20 protein-coding genes and 3 pseudogenes are annotated in these 21,312 nt (G+C 63.5%); 16 read left to right on the top strand and 7 right to left on the bottom strand.

Annotated features, from left to right (window positions below):
* The first annotated feature begins 7 nt into the window (after positions 1-7).
* A pseudogene (locus DRB87_RS11770) lies at positions 8-1,275 on the top strand (nitrate/nitrite transporter).
* A gap of 46 nt (positions 1,276-1,321) precedes the next feature.
* On the opposite strand, the gene DRB87_RS11765 reads toward DRB87_RS11770, so the two are convergent.
* The gene (locus DRB87_RS11765; RefSeq protein WP_130026026.1) at positions 1,322-1,621 is read right to left on the bottom strand and encodes a DUF1488 domain-containing protein; all 300 of its coding nucleotides are present in this window, start codon (positions 1,619-1,621) and stop codon (positions 1,322-1,324) included.
* A pseudogene (locus tag DRB87_RS11760) lies at positions 1,611-3,067 on the bottom strand (MBL fold metallo-hydrolase RNA specificity domain-containing protein). Before DRB87_RS11760 ends, DRB87_RS11765 begins: the two are co-directional and overlap by 11 nt.
* A gap of 283 nt (positions 3,068-3,350) precedes the next feature.
* Here DRB87_RS11760 and DRB87_RS11755 point away from each other — a divergent pair.
* From DRB87_RS11755 to DRB87_RS11735, 7 genes and pseudogenes are all read left to right on the top strand, one after another.
* Complete coding sequence (locus tag DRB87_RS11755; RefSeq protein WP_130026025.1) at positions 3,351-3,854, top strand: universal stress protein; 504 nt, start codon at positions 3,351-3,353, stop codon at positions 3,852-3,854.
* 4 nt (positions 3,855-3,858) lie between these two features.
* A complete protein-coding gene (locus DRB87_RS11750) occupies positions 3,859-4,167 on the top strand; it encodes a universal stress protein (protein ID WP_255501191.1) in 309 nt (102 codons plus the stop codon).
* A complete protein-coding gene (locus tag DRB87_RS23955; RefSeq protein ID WP_255501190.1) occupies positions 4,154-4,324 on the top strand; it encodes a universal stress protein in 171 nt (56 codons plus the stop codon). Before DRB87_RS11750 ends, DRB87_RS23955 begins: the two co-directional genes overlap by 14 nt.
* 163 nt (positions 4,325-4,487) lie before the next feature.
* A complete protein-coding gene (locus tag DRB87_RS11745) occupies positions 4,488-5,132 on the top strand; it encodes a response regulator transcription factor (RefSeq protein WP_130026024.1) in 645 nt (214 codons plus the stop codon).
* A 31-nt stretch (positions 5,133-5,163) separates the two neighbouring features.
* Positions 5,164-5,664: pseudogene (locus DRB87_RS24230) on the top strand (cyclic nucleotide-binding domain-containing protein); the annotation flags it as partial.
* A 75-nt stretch (positions 5,665-5,739) separates the two neighbouring features.
* Entirely contained in the window at positions 5,740-6,072 is a 333-nt protein-coding gene (locus DRB87_RS24225; protein WP_370363970.1) for a helix-turn-helix domain-containing protein, read from the top strand.
* 36 nt (positions 6,073-6,108) lie between these two features.
* A complete protein-coding gene (locus DRB87_RS11735) occupies positions 6,109-7,101 on the top strand; it encodes a zinc-dependent alcohol dehydrogenase family protein (RefSeq protein WP_130026022.1) in 993 nt (330 codons plus the stop codon).
* Positions 7,102-7,107: 6 nt separating this feature from the next.
* Here the strand turns inward: DRB87_RS11735 and DRB87_RS11730 are convergent, their stop codons facing one another.
* The gene (locus DRB87_RS11730) at positions 7,108-8,136 is read right to left on the bottom strand and encodes a PAS domain-containing sensor histidine kinase (protein ID WP_130026021.1); all 1,029 of its coding nucleotides are present in this window, start codon (positions 8,134-8,136) and stop codon (positions 7,108-7,110) included.
* A gap of 8 nt (positions 8,137-8,144) precedes the next feature.
* Complete coding sequence (locus DRB87_RS11725) at positions 8,145-9,092, bottom strand: hypothetical protein (protein ID WP_130026020.1); 948 nt, start codon at positions 9,090-9,092, stop codon at positions 8,145-8,147.
* Between the two features lie 228 nt (positions 9,093-9,320).
* On the opposite strand from DRB87_RS11725, the gene DRB87_RS11720 reads away from it, so the two are divergent.
* A complete protein-coding gene (locus DRB87_RS11720) occupies positions 9,321-10,163 on the top strand; it encodes a universal stress protein (protein WP_130026019.1) in 843 nt (280 codons plus the stop codon).
* A gap of 24 nt (positions 10,164-10,187) precedes the next feature.
* On the top strand, positions 10,188-11,222 hold the full coding sequence (locus tag DRB87_RS11715; RefSeq protein ID WP_130026018.1) for a zinc-dependent alcohol dehydrogenase family protein: 1,035 nt from the start codon (positions 10,188-10,190) through the stop codon (positions 11,220-11,222).
* A 56-nt stretch (positions 11,223-11,278) separates the two neighbouring features.
* Here the strand turns inward: DRB87_RS11715 and DRB87_RS11710 are convergent, their stop codons facing one another.
* Together DRB87_RS11710 and DRB87_RS11705 are read right to left on the bottom strand one after the other, a co-directional pair.
* Positions 11,279-12,223 carry a ribose-phosphate diphosphokinase gene (locus tag DRB87_RS11710; RefSeq protein ID WP_130026017.1) on the bottom strand — a complete coding sequence of 315 codons (945 nt, stop codon included), beginning with the start codon at positions 12,221-12,223 and terminating at the stop codon, positions 11,279-11,281.
* On the bottom strand, positions 12,184-13,788 hold the full coding sequence (locus DRB87_RS11705; protein WP_130026016.1) for a thymidine phosphorylase family protein: 1,605 nt from the start codon (positions 13,786-13,788) through the stop codon (positions 12,184-12,186). The genes DRB87_RS11710 and DRB87_RS11705 overlap by 40 nt, the downstream gene beginning before the upstream one ends.
* A gap of 423 nt (positions 13,789-14,211) precedes the next feature.
* Here DRB87_RS11705 and DRB87_RS11700 point away from each other — a divergent pair, with 423 nt between their 5' ends.
* The 6 genes from DRB87_RS11700 (at position 14,212) to DRB87_RS11675 (ending at position 20,391) form a co-directional block, all read left to right on the top strand.
* The gene (locus DRB87_RS11700) at positions 14,212-14,721 is read left to right on the top strand and encodes a hypothetical protein (RefSeq protein ID WP_130026015.1); all 510 of its coding nucleotides are present in this window, start codon (positions 14,212-14,214) and stop codon (positions 14,719-14,721) included.
* Between the two features lie 86 nt (positions 14,722-14,807).
* The gene (locus DRB87_RS11695; protein WP_130026014.1) at positions 14,808-15,515 is read left to right on the top strand and encodes an ABC transporter ATP-binding protein; all 708 of its coding nucleotides are present in this window, start codon (positions 14,808-14,810) and stop codon (positions 15,513-15,515) included.
* Positions 15,512-16,597 carry an HlyD family secretion protein gene (locus DRB87_RS11690; RefSeq protein WP_130026013.1) on the top strand — a complete coding sequence of 362 codons (1,086 nt, stop codon included), beginning with the start codon at positions 15,512-15,514 and terminating at the stop codon, positions 16,595-16,597. The genes DRB87_RS11695 and DRB87_RS11690 overlap by 4 nt, the downstream gene beginning before the upstream one ends.
* Before the next feature lie 49 nt (positions 16,598-16,646).
* The gene (locus DRB87_RS11685) at positions 16,647-17,771 is read left to right on the top strand and encodes an ABC transporter permease (protein ID WP_165385428.1); all 1,125 of its coding nucleotides are present in this window, start codon (positions 16,647-16,649) and stop codon (positions 17,769-17,771) included.
* A 194-nt stretch (positions 17,772-17,965) separates the two neighbouring features.
* Positions 17,966-19,003: a nitroreductase family protein gene (locus DRB87_RS11680; protein WP_130026012.1), complete on the top strand. Its 1,038-nt coding sequence runs from the start codon at positions 17,966-17,968 to the stop codon at positions 19,001-19,003.
* Positions 19,004-19,077: 74 nt separating this feature from the next.
* Positions 19,078-20,391 carry an NRAMP family divalent metal transporter gene (locus tag DRB87_RS11675; RefSeq protein WP_206100012.1) on the top strand — a complete coding sequence of 438 codons (1,314 nt, stop codon included), beginning with the start codon at positions 19,078-19,080 and terminating at the stop codon, positions 20,389-20,391.
* 65 nt (positions 20,392-20,456) lie between these two features.
* Here the strand turns inward: DRB87_RS11675 and DRB87_RS11670 are convergent, their stop codons facing one another.
* Entirely contained in the window at positions 20,457-21,284 is an 828-nt protein-coding gene (locus DRB87_RS11670; protein WP_165385290.1) for a universal stress protein, read from the bottom strand.
* Between the last annotated feature and the right edge of the window lie 28 nt (positions 21,285-21,312).

Here is a 21,312-nt window from a genome sequence, read left to right as displayed (position 1 = left end):
AGAGGGCATGGATACCGCACGCGTTGCCACGGCACCTCCGGTCGCCGGCCAGGGGCCCGCGCCGGGCGTCAAGGCGTACTCGGTGTTGTTCGCGAGTACGTTCGCGTTTCTCGTTTGTTTCGTGGTCTGGATGATGTTCGGCGTGCTGGGCATCCAGTTGCGTGAAGACCTTGGCCTGAACAGCACGGAATTCGGTCTGCTCACTGCGACACCGGTGCTGACCGGCGCGGTGATGCGCCTGCCGCTCGGCATCTGGACGGACCGCTTTGGCGGGCGCCTCGTGATGACCGTGTTGCTGGTGACGTGCGCGATTCCGGTGTATGTCGTCAGCTACGCGACGCAGTTGTGGCAATTCCTTGTTATCGGGCTATTTCTTGGGTGCGTGGGCGCGTCGTTCGCTGTGGGTACCCCCTACGTCGCACGGTTCTTCCCGCCGGCCAGGCGTGGTTTCGCGATGGGCTTTTTCGGGCAGGCACGGCAGGGGCGGCCGTCAACCTGTTCATCACGCCGAGCTTGGAGGCGGCGTACGGCTGGCGTGCGGTCCCACGCATCTATGCGGTCGTACTGCTCGTCACGGCAGTGATCTTCTGGCTGGCGTCCGCGCCGGACCCGGGTGCGGGGAAGAAGGGCGGATCGATTCTGGCGTCGTTCAAGGTTTTGAGCAATGCACGCGTATGGCGGCTGTGCCAGTACTACTCGATCACCTTCGGCGGTTTCACGGCGTTGTCGCTATGGATTCCCCAGTATCTCAAGGCCGAATACGGCATGACGGTGGTGATGGCCGCGGCGGTGGCGGCCGGTTTTTCGCTGCCCGGCTCGGTGCTGCGCGCGGTCGGCGGCGTGCTCGCCGACAAGTTCGGCGCGCACGCGGTCACGTGGTGGTGCCTGTGGGTGGCGTGGATCTGCCTGTTCCTGCTGTCGTATCCGAAGACCGATTTCGTGATCTACACGATCCAGGGACCGCAAACGTTCCACATCAGCGTGTCCGTGGTGGGGTTCGTGATGCTCGCCTTCGTGCTGGGCGCCGTGTTCGCGTTCGGGATGGCCTCGACGTTCAAATACGTGGCGGACGAGTTTCCCGAGAACATGGGGGTGGTGACCGGTATCGTGGGGTTGGCCGGTGGCCTGGGCGGGTTTCTGCTGCCGATTCTGTTCGGCGCGCTGCTCGACATCGTCAAGATCCGCTCAAGTTGTTTCATGCTCCTTTACGGCGTCGTGTGGGTCTCGCTGATCCTGATTTATCTTGCCGAAGTGCGACGTGCGCGAGTGATGTAGGCGAGTATGGGGTGGCGTTGCCGATGAGAGGTGTGGCGCGGACACACTAGCCATCCCGGGACGGCGGACATTCCATGCCCCACCGGAAATGGCCGCTGCGCAGCAGCACCGGCGCGCCGAGGCACAGCCCGAGGTAGCGCTCGGTCATTTTCTCGATGGCCGGGCGATTCGCCCGGAATGCCGCCATCAGATCGTCGACGTTGCACGACTTCGCGCCGAAGTGATCCTCCAGCGCTTCGGCCGAGATCGCACACAGCACACGCTTGTGGTTAAGATCGGCCGCGAACTCGATCGTCATGTCGTCGCCGTTATAGGCCGGCGCGACGCGCGGAAACTCAATCTTCATGACCCAACTCCTCGGATGCGCGCGGGCGGCGGTGGCGTTCGTCGGACTCGCCGGTCGCGGTGGGGGTGTGGCCAGGAACGGCTTCATCTCCCTCCAGGTAGGCCTGCTCCATCGGTTCCACGACATGGCAAGGCCAGCCGAGGCGCTCCGCAATTCGCCGGCGAAGGCTGTCCGATGCGGCCGGCTCGCCATGATTGAGAAAGATATGCCGGACCGGTTTGTCGAATTTCGAAAGCCAGGCGAGCGTCTCGTTGTAGTCGGCGTGAGCGGACAGCGTGTCGAGCTGCACGACTTCGGCCCCCACATGAACGTACTCGCCGAAAATCTTGACCTCGCTGCCGCCACTGACCAGGGTCGCGCCGCGGGTGCCGGGCGCCTGGAAACCGGTAAAGAGCACGGTGTTGCGCCAGTCGCCTGCCATCGCCTTGAGGTGGTGAAGTACGCGCCCGCCGGTGGCCATGCCACTCCCCGCAATGATGACCAAGGGGACGGCGCGGGTATCGAGCCATTTCGACTGCTCCACACCGGAGACGAAGGTCGCCGCGCCACACATCTCCGCGCATTCGACCGGGTTCAGTCGGTGATCGGTCCGGTGCGCCGCGTAAGTGTTCGTGACATTGATCGCCATGGGGCTATCGAGATAGACCGGCACGTCCGGAATGCCACCAGACGCCTTCTGCTTCGCAATCCAGTAAAGCAGGCTCTGCACACGACCGACGGCAAACGCCGGCACGATCACGGTGCCCCCGCGGGCGAACGTTCGGTTCAGGATTTCCGCCAGTTGCGCGCCGGGATCGGTCCGGTCGTGCAGCCGATCCCCATACGTCGACTCCAACACCAGGAAATCCGGTGACTCGGGGACTGCCGGCGCCAGCATGATCGGGTCGTCCTGCCGTCCCAGATCGCCTGAAAACAGCAGCTTCCGGCTACCGACATTGAACTGCGCCATCGCCGCGCCCAGAATATGGCCGGCATGCCAGAAGTGCAGCGTGATCTCGGGGACACTTGAAACGGCGTATCGAATGGCAGCGGCTTGAGCAGCGCGATCGCGCGGTGTGCGTCTTCAGCGGTAAATAGCGGGAGGGCAGGCTGATGCTTCGATTTTCCGTGACGGTTCACGAACGCCGCCTGTTCTTCCTCGAGTCGCGCACTGTCGAGCAGCAGAATCTCGCATAAATCGCGCGTTGCGGATGTGCAATACACGGGACCTTTGTAGCCATAACGCGCGAGCACCGGCAGGTAACCGCTATGGTCGATATGGGCGTGCGTGAGCACCACGGCGTCGAGACGCTGGACGTCGAACGCGGGCGCCGCCCAGTTGCGAGCACGCAAATTCTTCACACCCTGAAAGGCGCCGCAGTCGATCAGAACTTGCCTGCCGGCGGCCGAAAGCAGGGTCTTGGAACCGGTCACGGTGCCGGCGGCCCCCAGGAAGCGCAACTGCATGAACACACCTCGCACGATGTCCGGGAGGCCAGATGCCGTCCGGTATTGGCAGGATAGCCCGCTCGTGCCGGATCATCCTCCGACGTGGCCGTGGACGTTGATGTGTATCAAGGACCGTGTTCGCGTTCGCCCACCGCTCGCTTAACTGCCGCTACCGTGTAATCGTCATGATGGCAGGCGGTTGACTCGGCCCGCGCGAACTTCGCCGCTGCCGCGTTTTACGCGCTCGCTGTGCCCCGGCCTGTCGTCGAGTTCACCCGTTGACCCTAGTGAGGACGACGCAATGCCTCATCGAATTCTTCTTGCCACGGACGGTAGTGAGACGTCTTGGCACGCCTTGCATGAAGCCATCCGATTCGCGATGCCCGACGACGTCGTTCGGGCAGTCAATGTGATCGACGATCCTTTTGCCCACTATCAGGCCGCGTTCGCCTCCCATATCGATCTCGAAGCGGTCCGCGACGCCTTGATTTCCGAGAACCAGCAGACGTTGAGCGATACCTACAAGACGCTGCGTGAAGAAGGGATCCAGGCCGACACGCGTTCCATCGATCTGCGCGCATGGGGTGGCACGATTGCCGACGCCATTATTCGGGAAGCCGAGCGGTGGCATGCCGATCTCCTGGTGCTCGGCACGCACGGACGCAAGGGCGTGCGGCGGCTCTTGATGGGCAGCGTTGCCGAGCAAGTGCTTCGCCAGACGCATCGGCCCGTCATGTTGGTGACCGGGCCCGCCCCATCGCCGCAGGGCCCGTCCACGGCGGCAACCGCCACCGATCAGGGGTGAGATCATGTTGAAGCGTATCCTGGTCGCCATCGACGGCAGCCCCACGGCCGATAAGGCGTTTGACTATGCGCTGGCGCTCGCCAAGGCGCGTAACGCGCACCTGCATGTTCTGTTTGTCGTGGACATCCCGGTGGCCTACGTGGCCGATGCCGATCCGCTTCCCTTTATCGAAGCGATGCGGCTACAGGGCAAGGCGATTCGCGATACGGCCACCCAGCGGCTCAAGGGGAGGGCGTTGACGGTGACGTCGAGATACGGGAACTCCTGCCGCTGGGGGCGATGTCGCGCACCAGATCAACGTGGCAGCCGATGAAGACCAGGCCGATGTGATCGTCATCGGGACGCACGGCCGACGCGGCTTTCAACGCTTGGCGTTGGGGAGTGTGGCGGAGAACTGCGCGAGACAGGCGCAGCGCCCCGTCATCCTCGTTCCCCCGGCTGCGGCCGAGGCGGGCAATGCGGTGTCGTGAGCCTTCGGTAGCGGTAGCCGAGGTCGCACAGGCATGGCACGATGCGAGAGGACCGCGAACGGCCCACGCGTGTAGAATCGTCGGGCGGGACGTGCGATCTCACACCCGTGCGTATCGCGAAGGCGATACCTCCGAATTCAATACGCGACGCAGGGGACGGCGCATGACTCGCATCATCGTAGCGGACGATCACACGCTGGTCAGGGCGGGGTTGCAGCGCATCCTGGCCGGCAGCGAGAACCTTGAGATTGTGGGAGAGGCGGCGAACGGCGCGCAGGCGATGGCGCTGCTCGAGCAGACCCCCTGTGATGTCCTGCTGCTGGATCTCTCGATGCCCGGACGCAGCGGCGTCGACCTGATCGTGCAGATCAAGGCGTCATTTCCTCGCGTTGCGATTCTCGTACTCACCATGCACGGCGAAGAACAGTACGCCGTGCGTGCGCTCAAAGCCGGCGCGGCCGGATATATGACGAAGGAATGTGCACCGTCCGAGTTGGTGCTGGCCGTCAGGAAAGTCGTTGCCGGTGGCGTTTATCTGAGCCTGGCGATGGCCGAGCGGATCGCACAGGATCTGGCGAGCACCGTTGGCGATACGCCGGGCTATCGGCGCCTGTCCGACCGGGAATTCGATGTGTTCCTGATGCTGGCACGGGGTCTGAGCGTGAGCGATATCGGCGATACCCTGTGCGTGAGCGCGAAGACCGTGAGTACCTACAAGGCTCGCGTGTTGCAGAAGCTTGACCTCAGGAGCCAGACCGATCTGGTCCATTACGCGATCAAGCACAATTTGTTACGGGACAGCCTCTGACCGGGCAGTTTTACAGCGCGGTCTGTCAGCCATGGCCTACAGAGCGCCGTCACGGCTGACAAAAGATCGCGTCGCGCGCTTATTTTCTTTCCGGTGTCCGTCTCCAATACTGAAGGCGTCGATTGCACAGGCCAGTCCACCGGAGTTCGCCATGTATGCTTCCTTCCGCCCGCTCGATCCCGCCCCCGAGGCCTACCCACAGAGCATTCGCGTGCATCGGGCATTCAACGATATCGATGACGGTGTGCCCCGGTGCAGCACCTGCGTCCTGCGTCAGCTTTGCCTGCCGGAAGGCCTTTCCGATGCATCTGCCCGCGGTCTGGACGGCGTGACCCGGGTGCGTCGTACCGTTCGCCGAGGTGAAGTGCTGTTTCGACCGGGCGACCCTCTCGAACATCTATACGCCGTGCGTGCGGGCTCGTTCAAAACGGTCATCATGCACCCGGACGGCCGGGAACAAGTCACGGGGTACATGATGGGCGGGGAACTGCTTGGGCTGGGCGCCATCGCCAGTGGCCGGCAGGTGTCGGAAGCGGTGGCGCTGGAGGATAGCCAGGTCTGCGCGATCAAGTTCGCGGATCTGGAAGCCGTTGCCGGGCAGGTGCCCATGATCATGCGACAGATGCATCGGCTGATCGCGGCAGGCATTGTGCGAGAGCAGAACCAGTTATTGCGCCTGGGCACCGCGCGCGGCGAGGCCAGGTTGGCCGGCTTCCTGCTGGACGTCTCGGCGCGGCTCGCCGCCCGTGGGTACTCCCCCAGTTCGTTCCTGCTGCGCATGACGCGTGAGGAGATCGGCAGCTACCTCGGCCTGCAGTTGGAAACGGTCAGTCGAATGCTCTCGCGCATGCAGGCGCAGAATGCGCTGCGCGTCAGGCAACGCGAAATCACGCTGCTCGATACCAAGCGCCTGGGCGAGATGGCGGCCCTGTCGCATTAGCCGCGCCTCTTTCCCCCATTTCCTTGGCAGGCCCGAATGCGAGCAATGCAGTTGTCGAAGCGGGACGGCACGCTCTCGCTCGTGGATATCCCGATTCCTGTCCCGGGGCCCACGCAGGTCTTGGTGCGCGTGAGCGTGTGCGGCGTGTGTCGCACCGACCTCCATGTGGTGGATGGCGACCTGCCGGACGTGCCCGACACGATCATCCCCGGACACGAGATTGTTGGGACGGTGGCGGCACTCGGCGCGCAGGTTTACGGACTGGCGGTCGGGAATCGGGTCGGCGTGCCTTGGCTGGGCGCGACATGCGGCCACTGCCGGTTTTGCCAGAGTCGTCGGGAAAACCTATGTGAGGCCGCACGTTTCACTGGGTATACGCTTAACGGCGGCTATGCGGAATACGCGGTGGCCGAAGCCCGCTTCACCTTCAAGTTGCCAGAGCGCTACGACGACGCCACCGCCGCGCCGCTGCTGTGTGCCGGGCTGATCGGCTACCGCTCGCTCGGCATGGCAGGCGATGCACGACGGATCGGCCTGTACGGCTTCGGTGCCGCCGCCCATCTGATTGCCCAGATCGCCCAAGCCCAATCGCGGGAAGTTTATGCCTTCACACGCCCCGGCGACGAAGCGGCGATGGCCTTTGCGTTGGCCAATGGGGCTTGCTGGACGGGCGCGAGCGACGCGCCGGCACCGCGCCGTCTGGATGCGGCGATCCTCTTTGCTCCGGTCGGCGATCTTGTCCCGCAAGCCCTTGCGGCTGTGGATCGGGGCGGCACCGTCGTGTGCGCCGGCATCCACATGAGTGATATCCCCGCGTTCCCCTACCGGCTGATTTGGGGTGAGCGGCAGGTCAGATCGGTCGCCAATCTGACGAGAGACGATGGGCTGGCGTTTCTGGCGCTCGCCGAACGAATCCCGTTGCACGTCACGACGAAAATCTACCCGCTCGAACAGGCAAATGTCGCCTTGAGCGATCTGCGGCGAGGTGCCTTTTCAGGTGCCGCGGTACTCCAGATTCGCACGCCATAGCCGGATTCAGGCGTCGCGCGAGTGGGCCGGTGGCGACGTTTCCAGGGGAATCACGGTGGTGACAACTGTTCCGCCCTCGGATGGGCTGCGGACTTCCAGCGTACCGCCCAGCAACCGTGCCCGCTCACGCATGCTGATGAAGCCGAGCGATTCCGATTTCGGGCGCGTTGGGGGCAGGCCTCGACCGTTGTCGGAAATTCGAAGCCGACATTCGCGATCGCATGACAATTCGATCGTGACCGACGTCGCCCTGGCGTGTTTCGCGACGTTGTTCAGGGACTCCTGAACAATCCGGAACAGCGCCGTCGCGACCGGGGCGGGAATCGGGGGCAGACTGTGTGCCTCCGTAAAATCGACGGCCACGCCATACCGGCGTGCAAAGTCCCGGGTGTACCACTCGATCGCGGGACCGAGCCCCAAATCATCGAGCATCGGGGGGCGCAGATCAGCGGCCATTTGGCGCACGGCGGCGACCATACCGTCAATAGATTGCTCGATTCTCTTGACATCGCCGCTGACGGGGGCCTGAACGCCCAGGGCGCGCTTGAGCAGCGCAGTGTCCATTTTCAAGGCGGTGAGCCGTTGGCCCAGGTCGTCGTGCAACTCCCGGGCGACCCGTAGCTTTTCCTCCTCCCGAACCGCTTCGAGACGTGCATTGAGCTTTTCGAGTTCAGTGCGAGACGTTTGCAGCGCATTCGCAATTTGTCGTTGTTCGGTCACGTCACGCAATACCACTGTATAGAACTTGCCGGCCGCGTCGGTGCTTTGCGAAATCGACGCTTCCATCGGAAACTCCTCGCCGTCCGAGCGCAATCCCCAGAGCGGCCTGCCTCGCCCCATCAGGCGCTCCGACACGCCGGTCATGCCAAAACGCTCGATATGCTGATAATGCGCCTCCCGAAACCGCGCCGGGATGAACCGCGCGAGCGGCTCGCCGATCGCTTCCATGGCGCTGCATCGGAACACGCTTTCCGCCGTCGGATTGAAGATCTGAATCCGCTGCTGATCGTCGATGGTGATGATGGCCTCGCGCACGGATTGAATCACGCTGAAAAGTCGGCTTTCGGAGCGTCGCTTCTCCCCGCGTCGCGCTCGCTGAGCCGTTGCGCGTGACGCCGCGCCAGCAAGGCGAGGGCCCAGGCGAACGTCGTCACCGCCGTCATGAACAGCCCCAGACCGAGGGCCCAATTGGCCACGCCGGCCCCGCGCAGCGAGGCAAATTCATTGGACGCGGTGAAGGTGAGGAACAGCGCAGGTTTTTCCCCGTACGGCAGACTCGCTTGCGTTTGGTAGTCGATGGGGGGACGGGGCTCGCCGGGCGCCCGGGGATAGAGGCTGTCGAAGATGGGGGTGGGTTGGTTCGCGCCGTCCCGGGTACTGACGGTCAACGCGATGTCATGGAGAAGCGGCCCGATGGCGACGTGTACGAGCGCGTCGATATCCGCAACCGCGTACGCGCATACCGACGGGCGGCTGGTGTCGGACAGGAAAATCCAATACGCGCGTCCCGTCGCCGGCGATGTCCTCGTAAAAAGGTTCCCCGTTGTTTTTGTACCACTTGGCAGTGCCATCGAACCGCTCGGACCGAACACCGTGTCGTCGCCGATGGTGTAGGCAACAACGCGCTCGATGGTGTCGCCCGTGCGCTGACATCGGGCGAAGCTCACCAGACCGGGCAATCGCTCCGCCACCCGCATGTTTTGCGCATACGCTCCCCAGGCATTTTCGTCGGGGCGAGGCGCCATCGCCAGCCGGTCGAGCGCGCTATGCAAGGTGTCGCGATAGGCAGAGAGGGCGATCGCGAGCTTGTCCGTCGCGGCTGTTGTGCGCAAGTCGAATCGCGCGTCGACGTTGGCCTGCATCGTGGTGCGTACGGCGACCCAGTTCCATGCCGCAAGCGCGAGGCAGATCGAACACAACAGGGCGAGGGTGATGCCATCGGTCTGCTGCGAAAGCGATTGTATTACCCCACGAAACGTCAATTTGGTCATGTACGTTGCCCCCTGTCGGTTCTCATGCCGAGGATTCCGTCTTTGTAGCACTGCTGGCGTAATTTTCCCATCCTAGTCAATCCGGAAGGCATCGTGCGTGACAAGCCCAAAACCCCGGAGCGCGGACGTAAAAGCGGCGGCGTCGTCAAGTCAGGCCTTGATCCGCGTCAACGGAGGCGGCCGGCGTCGAACTAGAGTACAAGGTGATCGCCCCATTGGAGAGTCACCATGACCTACCGGACGCTGCTTGTACACGTCGATAACAGTCAGCAATGCCGCGCACGCGTCGAGCTTGCCGTGGACTTTGCCTGTCGGCTACCGGCCCACCTCACGGCCATCTACCTGCCGTTCCACATGCCGCTATTTTCCGACGTCACTGATATTGGGGGCATGGGGGTACCGCCGCCGTCATCGCCGGAGAGCGACGCCAAGCGACTTGAGCAGGCGGAGCAGATGTTCATGGAGATCTGTCGCCGTCAGGCGGTCAGTCCCGAATGGCTGGCGCCCCGATTCGACACGATTCGCGAGATGCAAACCCATGCACGCTATGCGGATCTGGTGATCGTCGGACAGGAAGACCAACGCGACCCCGAAACGATACCGGCCATGGGGTTCGTCGAATCGGTCGTGCTCGCCGCTGGCCGGCCTGTCCTGATCTTGCCGTATGCGGGCAAGGTCCCGCGCGCGTTCAATAACATCCTGCTCGCGTGGGACGGCGGGCGTGAAGCGGCGCGCGCCGCGGCCGACGCCATGCCTTTCTTGCAGGCGGCGAAGACCGTCCATGTGATGCACGTCAGTCGAGGAAACAAAGCGGACGTTCTCGGGCCGATTCCGGGGCTCGATATCGCCATGTTCTTTGCCCGTCATGGCGTCAATGTGCGGGTGACGCCCGAACGCGGCGCCAACGACGTCGCCGTGGGCGAGGATTTGCTCTCCCGCGCGGCCGATATGAACATCGACCTCATTGTGATGGGCGGCTACGGCCATTCGCGAATGCAGGAATGGGTGCTGGGCGGGGTGACCCGCACGCTACTTGAAACCATGACGGTGCCGGTGCTGATGTCGCACTGACGCCACGTGATACGGAGTTCGAATATGAAAGCGCTGGTATTCCACGGTCCACAGCAAATCGCGCTGGAGGACAGACCCATACCGGAGGTGATCGCACCAACCGACGCTATCGTCCATGTTTCCAAGACGACGATATGCGGTACCGATTTACATATTCTCAAGGGCGACGTGCCGACCGTGGCGCCGGGGAGAATCCTGGGGCATGAGGGCGTGGGCGAGGTTGTTCAGATAGGCGCCGCCGTGACCGCGTTCAAGCCCGGCGACCGCGTGCTGATTTCGTGCATTTCATCATGTGGGAAGTGCGAGGCTTGCCGACGTGGCATGTATTCGCATTGCGCGGCCGGTGGCTGGATTCTCGGCAATCGGATCGACGGCACACAAGCCGAATATGTCCGCACGCCGCACGCCGACACCAGTCTTTACCATGCGCCTGTCGGCGTCGATGACGACGCGCTGGTCATGCTCAGCGACATTCTGCCGACCGGATTCGAGTGCGGCGTGCTCAACGGCAAAGTCAAGCCGGGCGACAGCGTGGCGATTGTTGGCGCGGGTCCGATCGGTCTTGCGGCCCTGTTGACCGCGCAGTTCTTCACGCCGGCTCAACTGATCGTCGTGGATCCGGATGCCTCGCGGCTGGAAGTGGCGACGCGACTCGGCGCCACGACGGTGCTGTCTCCCGGGAAAACTGCCGAGGAGACCATCCGGAACCTGACCGGCGGGCGCGGTGTCGATACGGCCATCGAAGCCGTCGGCGTGCCGGCGACGTTCGAGTTCTGCGAAGCCATCGTCGCGGCCGGGGGCGTCATCGCGAATGTCGGCGTGCATGGCAGCAAGGTCGATTTACATCTCGAATCGCTGTGGGACAGGAACATCAGCATCACGACCCGGTTGGTCGACACTGCGGCCACGCCCATGTTGCTCAAGACGGTGCAGTCGGGACGTCTTTCGCCCAGCGTGCTGATCACTCACCACTTCTCGCTCGCCGATATTCTCGATGCGTACCGGACGTTCGGTGACGCCGCAAAGACGCGCGCGCTAAAGGTCATCATCTCGCCGTGAGGGGTGCGATGCACGGCAGAGCGGACGTCTAGTCTGCCTGCCGCCGCCGGTGCCGCTCACGGACGTTTCGGAAGACTCTGAAGCAAGTCACGCAAGGCTTCGGCCAGCGCTGGCGTCACATCGATGGCGTTGGACGCGTGCGGCACCGTATTGGCGGTCACGACCCGGCCGGCGCCAGCGGCGAGGAGATCGTCGACGCTGATGCCGTCGAACAGTCCATGAACGGCAATGCAGATCGGGTTGCCGAAGCCGGCGCGAACCAGCGCCTCGACGGTGGCCACCATCGTTTGCCCGCTCGCCAGAATGTCGTCGACGATCACTGCCGTGCGCTTCGCAAACGCCTCTGGAACCTGCAACCGAACATCGACCTTGGCGTCGGCCTCGCGGGTCTTGTGCGCGACGACCGACGGCGCGCCAATGCGCTCGCCGATTTGTGCCACCCAAGCCGCGCTCTCGTCGTCCGGCCCCACAATGAGCGGATTCGACACGTTCGCCCCGATCCATTCGGCCGTGGCGGCTACGGCATGAGGAGAGCGCACCGGAACGGCATAGGCCGCCGAGAGCGATGGCAGCCGGTGCAAATGTGGCTCAATCGTCACCAGACCATCGATGTGCGCGCTGAGTAACTGTCCAAAACTATAAGCGGACACGGATTCGCCGGGATGGAAGCGCGCGTCCTGGCGTAGATAGCACAAGTAGGGCGCTACCAGCACAACGTGGCGTGCACCGAGGTCCCGCGCGGTGTCCGCCGCGAAAATCAGCGGCAGTATCTTGGCATCGGGGCGGTGGAGCGAGCAGACTATGACGACCGCCTTCCCGCTCAGCGGCCCTTCGAGCGCCACTCGTTGTTCGCCATCGGGAAATCGATGAATATCCAGGCGCTGCACCGGACAAGCGAGGCTGCGAGCGAGCGATCGTGCCACGGATTCGTCCCCGGGCATGGAATAGACCACGACATCCTTCATGATTCCCCCACGGCGACGATGGCTGGAAAGCGACACGCGTACTCGTACGCGTAGTCGAGTTCTCCCTCGCTTTCCGCATAGATGGTGAACAGGGGCTGTCTCGAAGCCACGTGGGTTCCGATCGGTGCTTCGAAGACCACCCCAGCCCTCGGCGCGGCCGGTGCGCCCGCCAGCTTGGCCACCCGCGCCAGATGGCGATTGTCGACGGCGGTCACCACGCCACTGTGGCGGGCCGTTACGGGTTTGCTATGCCGCCCGACCAATGGCTCGCGCATGCCGCCCTGAGCCTCGCAGATTCTCTGGAATTGCCGCCACGCGAGCCCACTGGACAGAATGCGGTGTGCACATGCCTGGCCTTCGCCGGGCAGGGCCTTGCCGCCCATTTCCAGGAGTCGGCCGGCGATATCCACGCTCTTGTCGGCGAGATCGGCCGGGGCATTGCTGCGATTTTGCAGCACGGACAACACGTCGCGCGCCTCCAGACTGGGGCCGATCCCGCGGCCGATCGGTTGAGCGCCCGCACAGACATAGGTCGAAACGTCGAGTCCGAGCGCCCGGCCGATCGTGCGCAGCCGTTCGGAAAACAGGGTGCTGGCGTACTGAGACCGAATCTTGGCGGTCAGGCCGACCGGCACGTCGATCAGCACGTGCGTGGCGCCGGCGGCCAGCTTCTTCGACAGGATGGAGGCCATCATCTGCGCTTCGCTGTCCAGATCGAGCGGGCGCTCCACCTGAATCAGAATGTCGTCGGCCGGGCTGAGGCCCGCCGCGCCGCCAAAGACGATGCAGCCCCCCACGGCGTCCACGACCCGGCGCATCTCGTCGGCACGCAGATCGACCGGGGCCAGCGTTTCCATGGTGTCGGCGGTCCCCGCGGGCGACGTGATTGCGCGAGACGACGTCTTCGGCATGATCAACCCTTGCGACGACACGATAGCGACCACGATCGGGGTGGTGCGATTGCCCGGCAGGCCACCAATGCTGTGCTTGTCGACGATGCAGTCCGCCTGCCAATGGAGGGTCTCGCCCGTGGCCACCATCGCGCGCGTGAGGGAAATGATCTCGTCGTCCGAGAGCCGATTCCCCGTGCATGCGGTCAGAAATGCCGAGATATGGATGGAGGAATAGCGGCCGGCGGCAATATCACCGATCACCTCATCGAGTTCTGCGGGCGTAAACGCCTCGCCGAACATCCGGCCTCGCACGTGGCGAAAGGACTCGATCGGCGGCATGTGACGCACGCGCACCCATTCGCCCTCGGACACATCGAGCGCGGCCAGGGCGGCTTCGCTCAAACCGATCTCGTCGAGTTCCACCCAATCGCCCGTCACGGTCTGTAGCGTTGCGACGACGCTTGCCGTCCGGTATTCAAGCTGCAGACGCGTCTGTGCCGCGAAACCTTCCGAGCGACAGATCAGGCTATCGCGCCGAAGGTAGGCAACGGCTTCGCGCAACGTGTCGATTTGGACTCTGCGGGCGCGCAGCCGGCGTCCGGTGAACGGAAGGTCGGCGTGGGTATCGGCTTCTCCCGGCGACGAGCCTCGCAGGTCGGGACGACCGACGGCCTCAGCTTCCGGTGACTTCTCGATGTCGTCTGACACAGTGCGTATTCCTTGCAGAGCGCTACGGAGGCGCGTCCCGTCAGCGCGGATTCAGGGCCGATATCGGCGGTGCCTTAGGTTCCCAGCGTAGTGCCGGCAGGCGCGGTAGGCGGCGGGTGTCCGGTGAGACGTTGATGTGCATCAAACGGTGCCTCTCCACGTGTTTCTTGTGAACAACGCATCGGCCGACGTTGAGATATGTCAAGGCCCGGGCCGCGGCAACGGACTATCGTGGAGACATCGCCGGTTCCAGCACAACCGACGCAAGCGACACCCGATCTTGCCGGTCCTCCGGCACTTGCGTTCGGATACGGCCCCGTTCCGAACGCAGGCAAGTTGGGTTTGTGCCCGCTTCGGCGGGCGATTTTTTTCGCGCGTTGCGGTCGCGTCGTGTGACTCGCAATCCATTCGGGAGACGCGACGATGTCCAAGGCCCTGATTCCCCCCTTGAGCCTGTGCAAGGCGCAAGTGTTCGCGGCGCTCGATGCTCACAGGAACTGGGTTGAGAACGTGCAGTGTCTGCGGCAGATGCAGCTAAAGGCCGACGAAGGTCTGATCGAGGCTGACAATGCGTTCGCCAGTGCACTGGAAAGTGCGTCGGATTTCAGTGCGCTCTTCAATAGCCAGCTCGCCTTCATGAACCAGCAGTTGGCGATGCAGAACCTGATCTGGCAAGGGCTGGTGAAAATGAGTGCCCGCGGGCCCACGGTCTGGGCCGAACAGTACTTGGCGGCGCAGAAGGCATGGCAACGGGTGCTCTCCGAGACGGCGGGCGAGGCGATGGATACGCAAAGCCCCGCCAATTGGTGGACGGCGTGGGGCGAACTGACCCAAACGGCGATGAGCGCGTTCGGCGCACTCTCGGATCCGGTTGAACAGAGCGCGCCGCGTGCGAGGCCGGCGGCGTCGGCGCATAACGCCGCGCGCGGCTGATCGGCGGCGGGGCGTCGTCGCCAATCGCGCGAGTCCCCCTGGCGTCCCGACGTTACGCTCGCTCGTCACCGTGGAAGCTCATCCCTATGCCCGGCGCACCCGCCACCGAAGCCATCGTCGCCACCGGACTGAGCAAAGGGTTCGGGGAAGGGGCGGCCCGCACGACAGCCGTCAATGCGGTCGACCTGGTCGCCCATTATGGCGAGATGCTCTTCATCGTCGGACCGTCGGGAAGCGGGAAAACCACGCTCCTTAGCCTGCTCTCCGGCATCCTGCGTCCCGATGCCGGCAAGGTGTGGGTGGGCGGCAGCGATATCTGGGCGTTGTCGAAAGACGATCTGGCGGATTTTCGGCTGAACACGATCGGCTTCGTGTTCCAGGACTATCACCTGTTCCCCAGGCTGACGAGCGCGGAAAATGTGGCGATACCGCTCGTCCTCAAGCACCAGAACTGGAACGAAGCGCTCGAGGCGGCCCGCCAGAGTCTTGCGATCGTCGGCCTGAAAGACCGTGCAGAGGTGGTGCCCGTCAAGCTCTCGGGAGGCGAGCAGCAACGCGTGGCAATTGCTCGGGCGATCATCGGCTCGCCTCAGATACTGGTGCTCGACGAGCCAACGGCGTCGCTGGACGGCGATACGGGCCGGATGATCATCGCCTTCGTCAAGCAGAAGATCCTGGACCGGAACCGATGCATCGTCATCGTGACGCACGACGCCCGCATCAACGAATACGCGGACCGGATCATTCATATGGAGGACGGACGCATCGTCTCGGCGAATGGGGGGCACCCTTGAGAAATCGATGGCTCTTCGTTGTCTCAGGGGCGGGTATTCTCGCTGCCTTGCTGGGCGCTTACGTTTTCTCGCTCGAGCGTAAGCCGGAAGCGCCTGTCTTCACGCCCGTGAGCAATCCGTATCCGACGGCAATCTACGCAACCGGTATCGTGGAAAGCGAGCAGGGCGGGGGCGCCAATATCAACATGTACCCGGAGGTCTCGGGCGTCGTGACGCAGGTGCTCGTGCATGAAGGCGATAAGGTGCGCGCTGGCGCGACGTTGCTGCGGATCGACGATGCGGTCCAGCGCGCGACGACGGAGCAGTTGCACGCGCAAATGCTCGCGGCAGGTGCCGTCCTCGACCAACTGAAGGCTGAACCCAGGAAGGAAACCCTGGCCGTTGCCAAGGCGCAGGTTGACCAGGCGCGCGCGAATCTGACGGCAGCGCAGGACCAGTACGACAAGCGGCGAGCGTCTTACGAGATGGACAGCCGATCGATCAGCAAGGACGTGCTCGATACGGCCCGTGACGCGGTCGGTCAGGCGAAAGCGGCACTGGAAGTCGCGCAAAGTCAATATGCGCTGACTCGCGCAGGCGCGTGGCGCTACGACGTGGACAATCAGGCGCACCAGTATGACGCACTGTCCCAGGCCTATGGCGCGGCCAACGCGCTACTGCAAAAATATGCGATCACCGCCAAATCCGACGGCGTGGTGCTGGCCCTGAATGCCACCGTGGGCAGCTATGTCTCCTCGCAGGGCGTCTACGATACGTACACAGCAGGGTTCGATCCCCTGATTGTCATGGGCGGGCCCCAAGACTATCTAGCGGTACGTTGTTATGTCGATGAAATCCTGGTGTCGCGGCTGCCGGCTGCCGGTCACATGCGCGCGCAGCTTTCCGTGCGAGGCACCGATCTGAAGGTGCCGCTGGAGTTCGTTCGCGTACAGCCGCTCGTATCGCCCAAAATCGAGTTGGCCAACCAGCGGCGGGAAAAGGTCGATCTGCGTGTGCTGCCGGTCATTTTCCGGTTCAAGGCAGCAGACTTGCCGAGGGTGTATCCGGGACTTCTCGTCGACGTCTTCATTGGACAGCAATGATGGACACCTCCGATACCCGGGGAGGGTGAGCGTGCGATCCACCGGCATCATGCGCATCGGCTATCGGTTGCTCGTCAACGATAAGGCCAAGTTCTCCGCCTTGCTGGTCGGCATCGTGTTCGCTGTCTTCCTGATGACACAGATGACGGCGATGTTTGCGGGCATCCTGAACCGCGCCCATTCGACCATCACCAATGTCGGCGCCGAGATGTGGGTCATCGATCCCGCGGTCAATACACCGAGCTCCGCCATTCCGCTGCCCAATTTCCTGCTGGACGCGGTACTGAGCATGGACGGTGTCAAATATGCCGCGCCGTTGTTCATCGGCGGCGCCCAGGTCAGGCTGGCCAGCGGCGTCTACCAATCGGTGAGCGTGGTCGGCCTCGACGATGCGAGTCTGTTTGGCCGCCCGCATATGGAAAAGGGGGACATTCTGGACATCTATGCCGACAACGCGTTTCTCGTCGTCGACGATCCCGAAATCGCCAAGCTGGAGCATCCCACGATCGGAACCACGTTCGAAATCAATGACTTTCGCGGCGTTGTCGTGGGTTTGGCGAAGGTGTCCGCGAACGGGTTGAACGGCGTGCCAACGCTCTATACCACCTACAGCAGGGCCGCCGAGTACATTCCGGGCACCCGATTCACCCTTTCTTACATTCTGGTGCAGCCGAAGTCGCCTGCGGCGATTCCGGCCATCAAGCGGCAGGTGGCACAGCTCGGCTACATCGCGCTCACCAATGACGAGTTCAACCAGCGAGTGGCAAATTTCTATACGTACCGGACCGGCATCGGCACCAATATTCTGCTCATGACCATCATCAGTTTCATCGTGGGGGTCTCCATTTCGGGCCAGACGTTCTATTCGTTCGTGCTCGAAAACCTGGACAAATTCGGCGCGCTGAAAGCGATCGGCGCAAAAGGCAGCGAACTGGTGAAGATGATTCTCTTCATGGCCGCATTTACCGCGTTGACGGGATATGGCATCGGCGTGGGCCTGGTCACGCTGGTGATTGCGCTTGCCAAGCGCGTATTGCCCAACTACGCGGCCATCACCACGTTCTGGAATCTCGCGTTCTCCTTCACGATGGTGTTGCTGATTGCGGCCATTTCCAGCTATATCGGCATTCGCAAAGTGTTGCGGATCGAACCGTTCGACATTTTCCGCGGATAAGCCCGCGGCCCGTTGCGGGCGGCGCTGCCGCCCATTGATGTTCGTCAATGCGCAATCGCGCCCGTTGCACCAGACTTCAGGCAATACGATCAATAGGCTTGAAACGCTCGCCAAACTCGCTCACCAAGCGCCTGCCGGGCCGATATCACGTCGCGGTACCCGCGTCGTCGTGCCCTACACCGAAGGAGGCTCTCGTGCCCCGATCCAAGGACAACTTACTCCAGGCGTGGACCGTCGACGATCAGGCATTCGCCAAGACCGCGACGGCCGCAGAACGGCTGCGGTTCTGCCTGCAATACGCCATCCTCGCGCCTTCCACGCATAACACGCAGCCTTGGCGCTTCGTGCTCAGCGACGACACGGTCCTGTTGTGCGCCGACCGCACCCGGGCGTTGCCGGTCAGCGACACCTATGACCGCGAGCTGGCGATCAGTTGCGGGGCGGCCGTGTTCAATCTGCGCGTCGCCCTTAGCCACTTCCGTTGTCCGTATGTGATCCGGATCATGCCCTCGAGCGCCGAGCCCGACGTGCTCGCGAGTGTGCAAATCTCGGACGAGGGGTTCGTGGACGGACAGATTGCAACGCTGTTCGCGGCCATCCCCAATCGGGTGACCAATCGTCAGGCCTTCGACCCGGCGCCAGTGCCTGTAGCGACGATCGCGTCGCTACAGGCGGCGGCCGAGGCGGAAGGCGCCCAACTCGCCCCGATAGCGAACGACGCAGAGCGCTTGCGACTGGCGGACCTGATCGATCAGGCGGATCGAATCCAACTGGGGGATCCGCGCTTTCGCCGCGAACTGGCGTTGTGGGTCAATGCCGCGCGGCGCGATGACGGCATGGCGAGCTACTCGGCAAGCGCAGCAAGCCTGCTCGACTTCGCTTCGCCGATCCTGGCCACTGTTGTGCGCACATTTGACGTCGGCGGCGGATTGGCGGCGAGCCACCGCCGTCTTGTGGAGGGCTCGCCCTTGCTTGTGTGTCTCGCAACGCGCTCGGACAGCCCTGAAAACTGGTTGCTGGCCGGTCAGGCCATGCAGCGGGTGTTACTGACGCTCACGTCCCAGGGGTTTGATGCCTCGTTCCTCAACCAGCCGATCGAAGTCGAGACATTGCGCTCGGCTATCGGTGCCATGACAGGCAGCGGGGACTATCCGCAGATCCTGCTGCGCGTGGGCCGAGGCCCCTCGCAGGCCCACGCGCCAAGGCGCGCCCTGGAATCGGTGGTTTCGTAAGTGTGACGTTGCCCGAAATTACGAGTTCGCGCCAAGGGCGGGCGCGCGAGGCGTCTTGAGTCGCGAGGGCGGGAATGGGGCTGGAAACACAGGGTGCGCGGTCGTCGATTTGGCTTCAGGGGCTGCGCAAAAGACTGAGCGAGCATCCGCTCAGGCGAGTGGGCCCCGGGCTGATCACGGGCGTCGCGGACGACGATCCGAGCGGTGTCGTCACCTACACCCAGGCGGGCGCGCAGTATGGATTCAACATGCTGTGGACCATGCCGCTCGCGTTCCCCTTGATGGCGGCCATGCAGTTGATCTGCGCGCGCATCGGTCGCGTCACGGGCAAAGGGCTTGCCGCCAATATCGGGACGTCATTTCCGCCGATCGTCCTGCGCGGCGTGATCGTCCTGCTCCTCTTTGCCAATACGCTCAATATTGCGGCCGATCTGGCCGCGATGGGCGAGGTGGCGGAACTGACCAGCGGCATCGATCGACACTGGATGACCATCGGCTTTGCACTCGGCTCGCTGCTCCTGCAGGTCTTCGTGCCTTACCACCGTTACGTTGTCTTCCTGAAATGGCTGACCGTGTCGCTGCTCGCCTACGCGGCCGTCCTGCTGACGGTGCATGTGCCATGGCGACTGGTGGCAATGCGTACGCTGTGGCCCGATCTCACCATCGATTCGGCCAGCGCGGCCGTCGTTGTCGGAGTGTTCGGAACGACCATCAGCCCCTATCTCTTCTTCTGGCAGACGTCGGAGGAGGTGGAGGAGATGGAAAGGAACCCTGCGGCACTGCCGTTGAAGGACGACAACGTGGCCGCCGTTGCCGCCAGCGGCGAGCTTCGGCGAATCGGATGGGACACCTGGACGGGGATGTTCTACTCGGACATCACCGCCTATTTCGTGATCCTTGCAACGGCCGTCACGCTCCATGCGAGCGGTATCCGGGGCATCGACACCGCGGCGCAGGCGGCCAGTGCGTTGCGGCCGTTGGCCGGCGACCTGGCGTATGCATTGTTCAGCGTCGGGATCGTGAGTGTGGGTCTGATAGGGGGGCCGGTGCTGGCAGGGTCCGGCGCCTATGCGATGGCGGAGGCTATGCACTGGAAGGAGGGGCTCGAGCGCAAGCCCAGCGCCGCGCAGGGCTTCTACGGCATCATCGCGCTCAGCTTGCTCGCCGCCACCGGCATTCAGTATTCGCCGATCAGCCCGATGAAGGCGTTGTTCTGGAGTGCCGTCATCAACGGTGTCGTGGCGGTGCCGCTGATGGTCGTTGTGCTGTTGCTCGCCTCAAAGAAATCGGTGATGGGTAAATACACGGCGAGCTGGCCCATTCTCACCTTGGGATGGATGGCCACCGGGGTGATGGGCGCGGCGGCTCTTGCGATGCTGCTGATGTAGTAGTCGGCGGGAAGCCACTGCAGCCGACAGCGCTGGCGCGCCGACGACTGCAGTGCAGGATCACGTCAGTGAGACAGCAGCACCGGCGTGGACATGTGCTTGAGCACCGTGCGTGTTGCGCCACCGAACACGAGTTCACGCGTCGGACCGTGTCCGTAGGCGCCCATGACCAGCAAGTCCGCTTCGTACTCCTCGGTAACGGCCAACAACTGAACACCATCGCTGGCTTCGGTATCCTGTCGGACCGACACCGGCTTCGCGCGCAATCCGTGTTTCTCCAGCAGGTGCACGATATCGGTCAGTGACGGATCGTCGCCAGCCGGGGAGCGATTGATCCCGACGACGAAGATGTCCTGTGCGCGTCCGAGCAGTTGCCAGGCGTCGCCGATCGCACGTCTGGCTTCACGCGAGCCGTTCCAGGCAATCACGATGCGCCGGATTTCCTGCGGCAGCGTCACGTTGTGCGGAAGTCCGAGCACCGGCACGCCCGCCGAGACGACGATGTCGCCGATGCCATCGACACCGAGGGCGGCGACCCCACCCGGCGAGTCGGGTTGACCGACGATGCACAGGTCAGTGCTTTTGGCGAAGGTCGACAGGATGGTCGTCGGCGCGCCGAACGGCGCATGCCAGTCTCCGGCGATATCGTGTTCGGCACAAACCTCCTGGAACAAATGCTCGGCCGCGTGCAACGCCGTCTGAGCGCGCCCCTCCGTCCGGTAGTGGTCTCCAGACGATTCGCGTTGTCCTGAATGCACCGCGCCCGGGCGGTGGGGCACGTAGATGCCCGCGAGACTGGCGTCATGGTGGCGGGCAAGCAGCCCGCTGAAGCGCAGCCGTGCCGCGCTCGTCGCGGTGTCGTCTATGTGGACACAAATTCTCCGTAAGCTCATTTCCTTCCTCCTCGCATGGGTCACCCGC

The sequence above is a fragment of the Pandoraea sp. XY-2 genome (assembly GCF_004193915.1).
In the GTDB taxonomy this organism is placed as follows: domain Bacteria; phylum Pseudomonadota; class Gammaproteobacteria; order Burkholderiales; family Burkholderiaceae; genus Pandoraea; species Pandoraea cepalis.
Note: the sequence above shows the minus strand (reverse complement) of the source record. Positions and strands in the feature narration are given on the sequence as shown.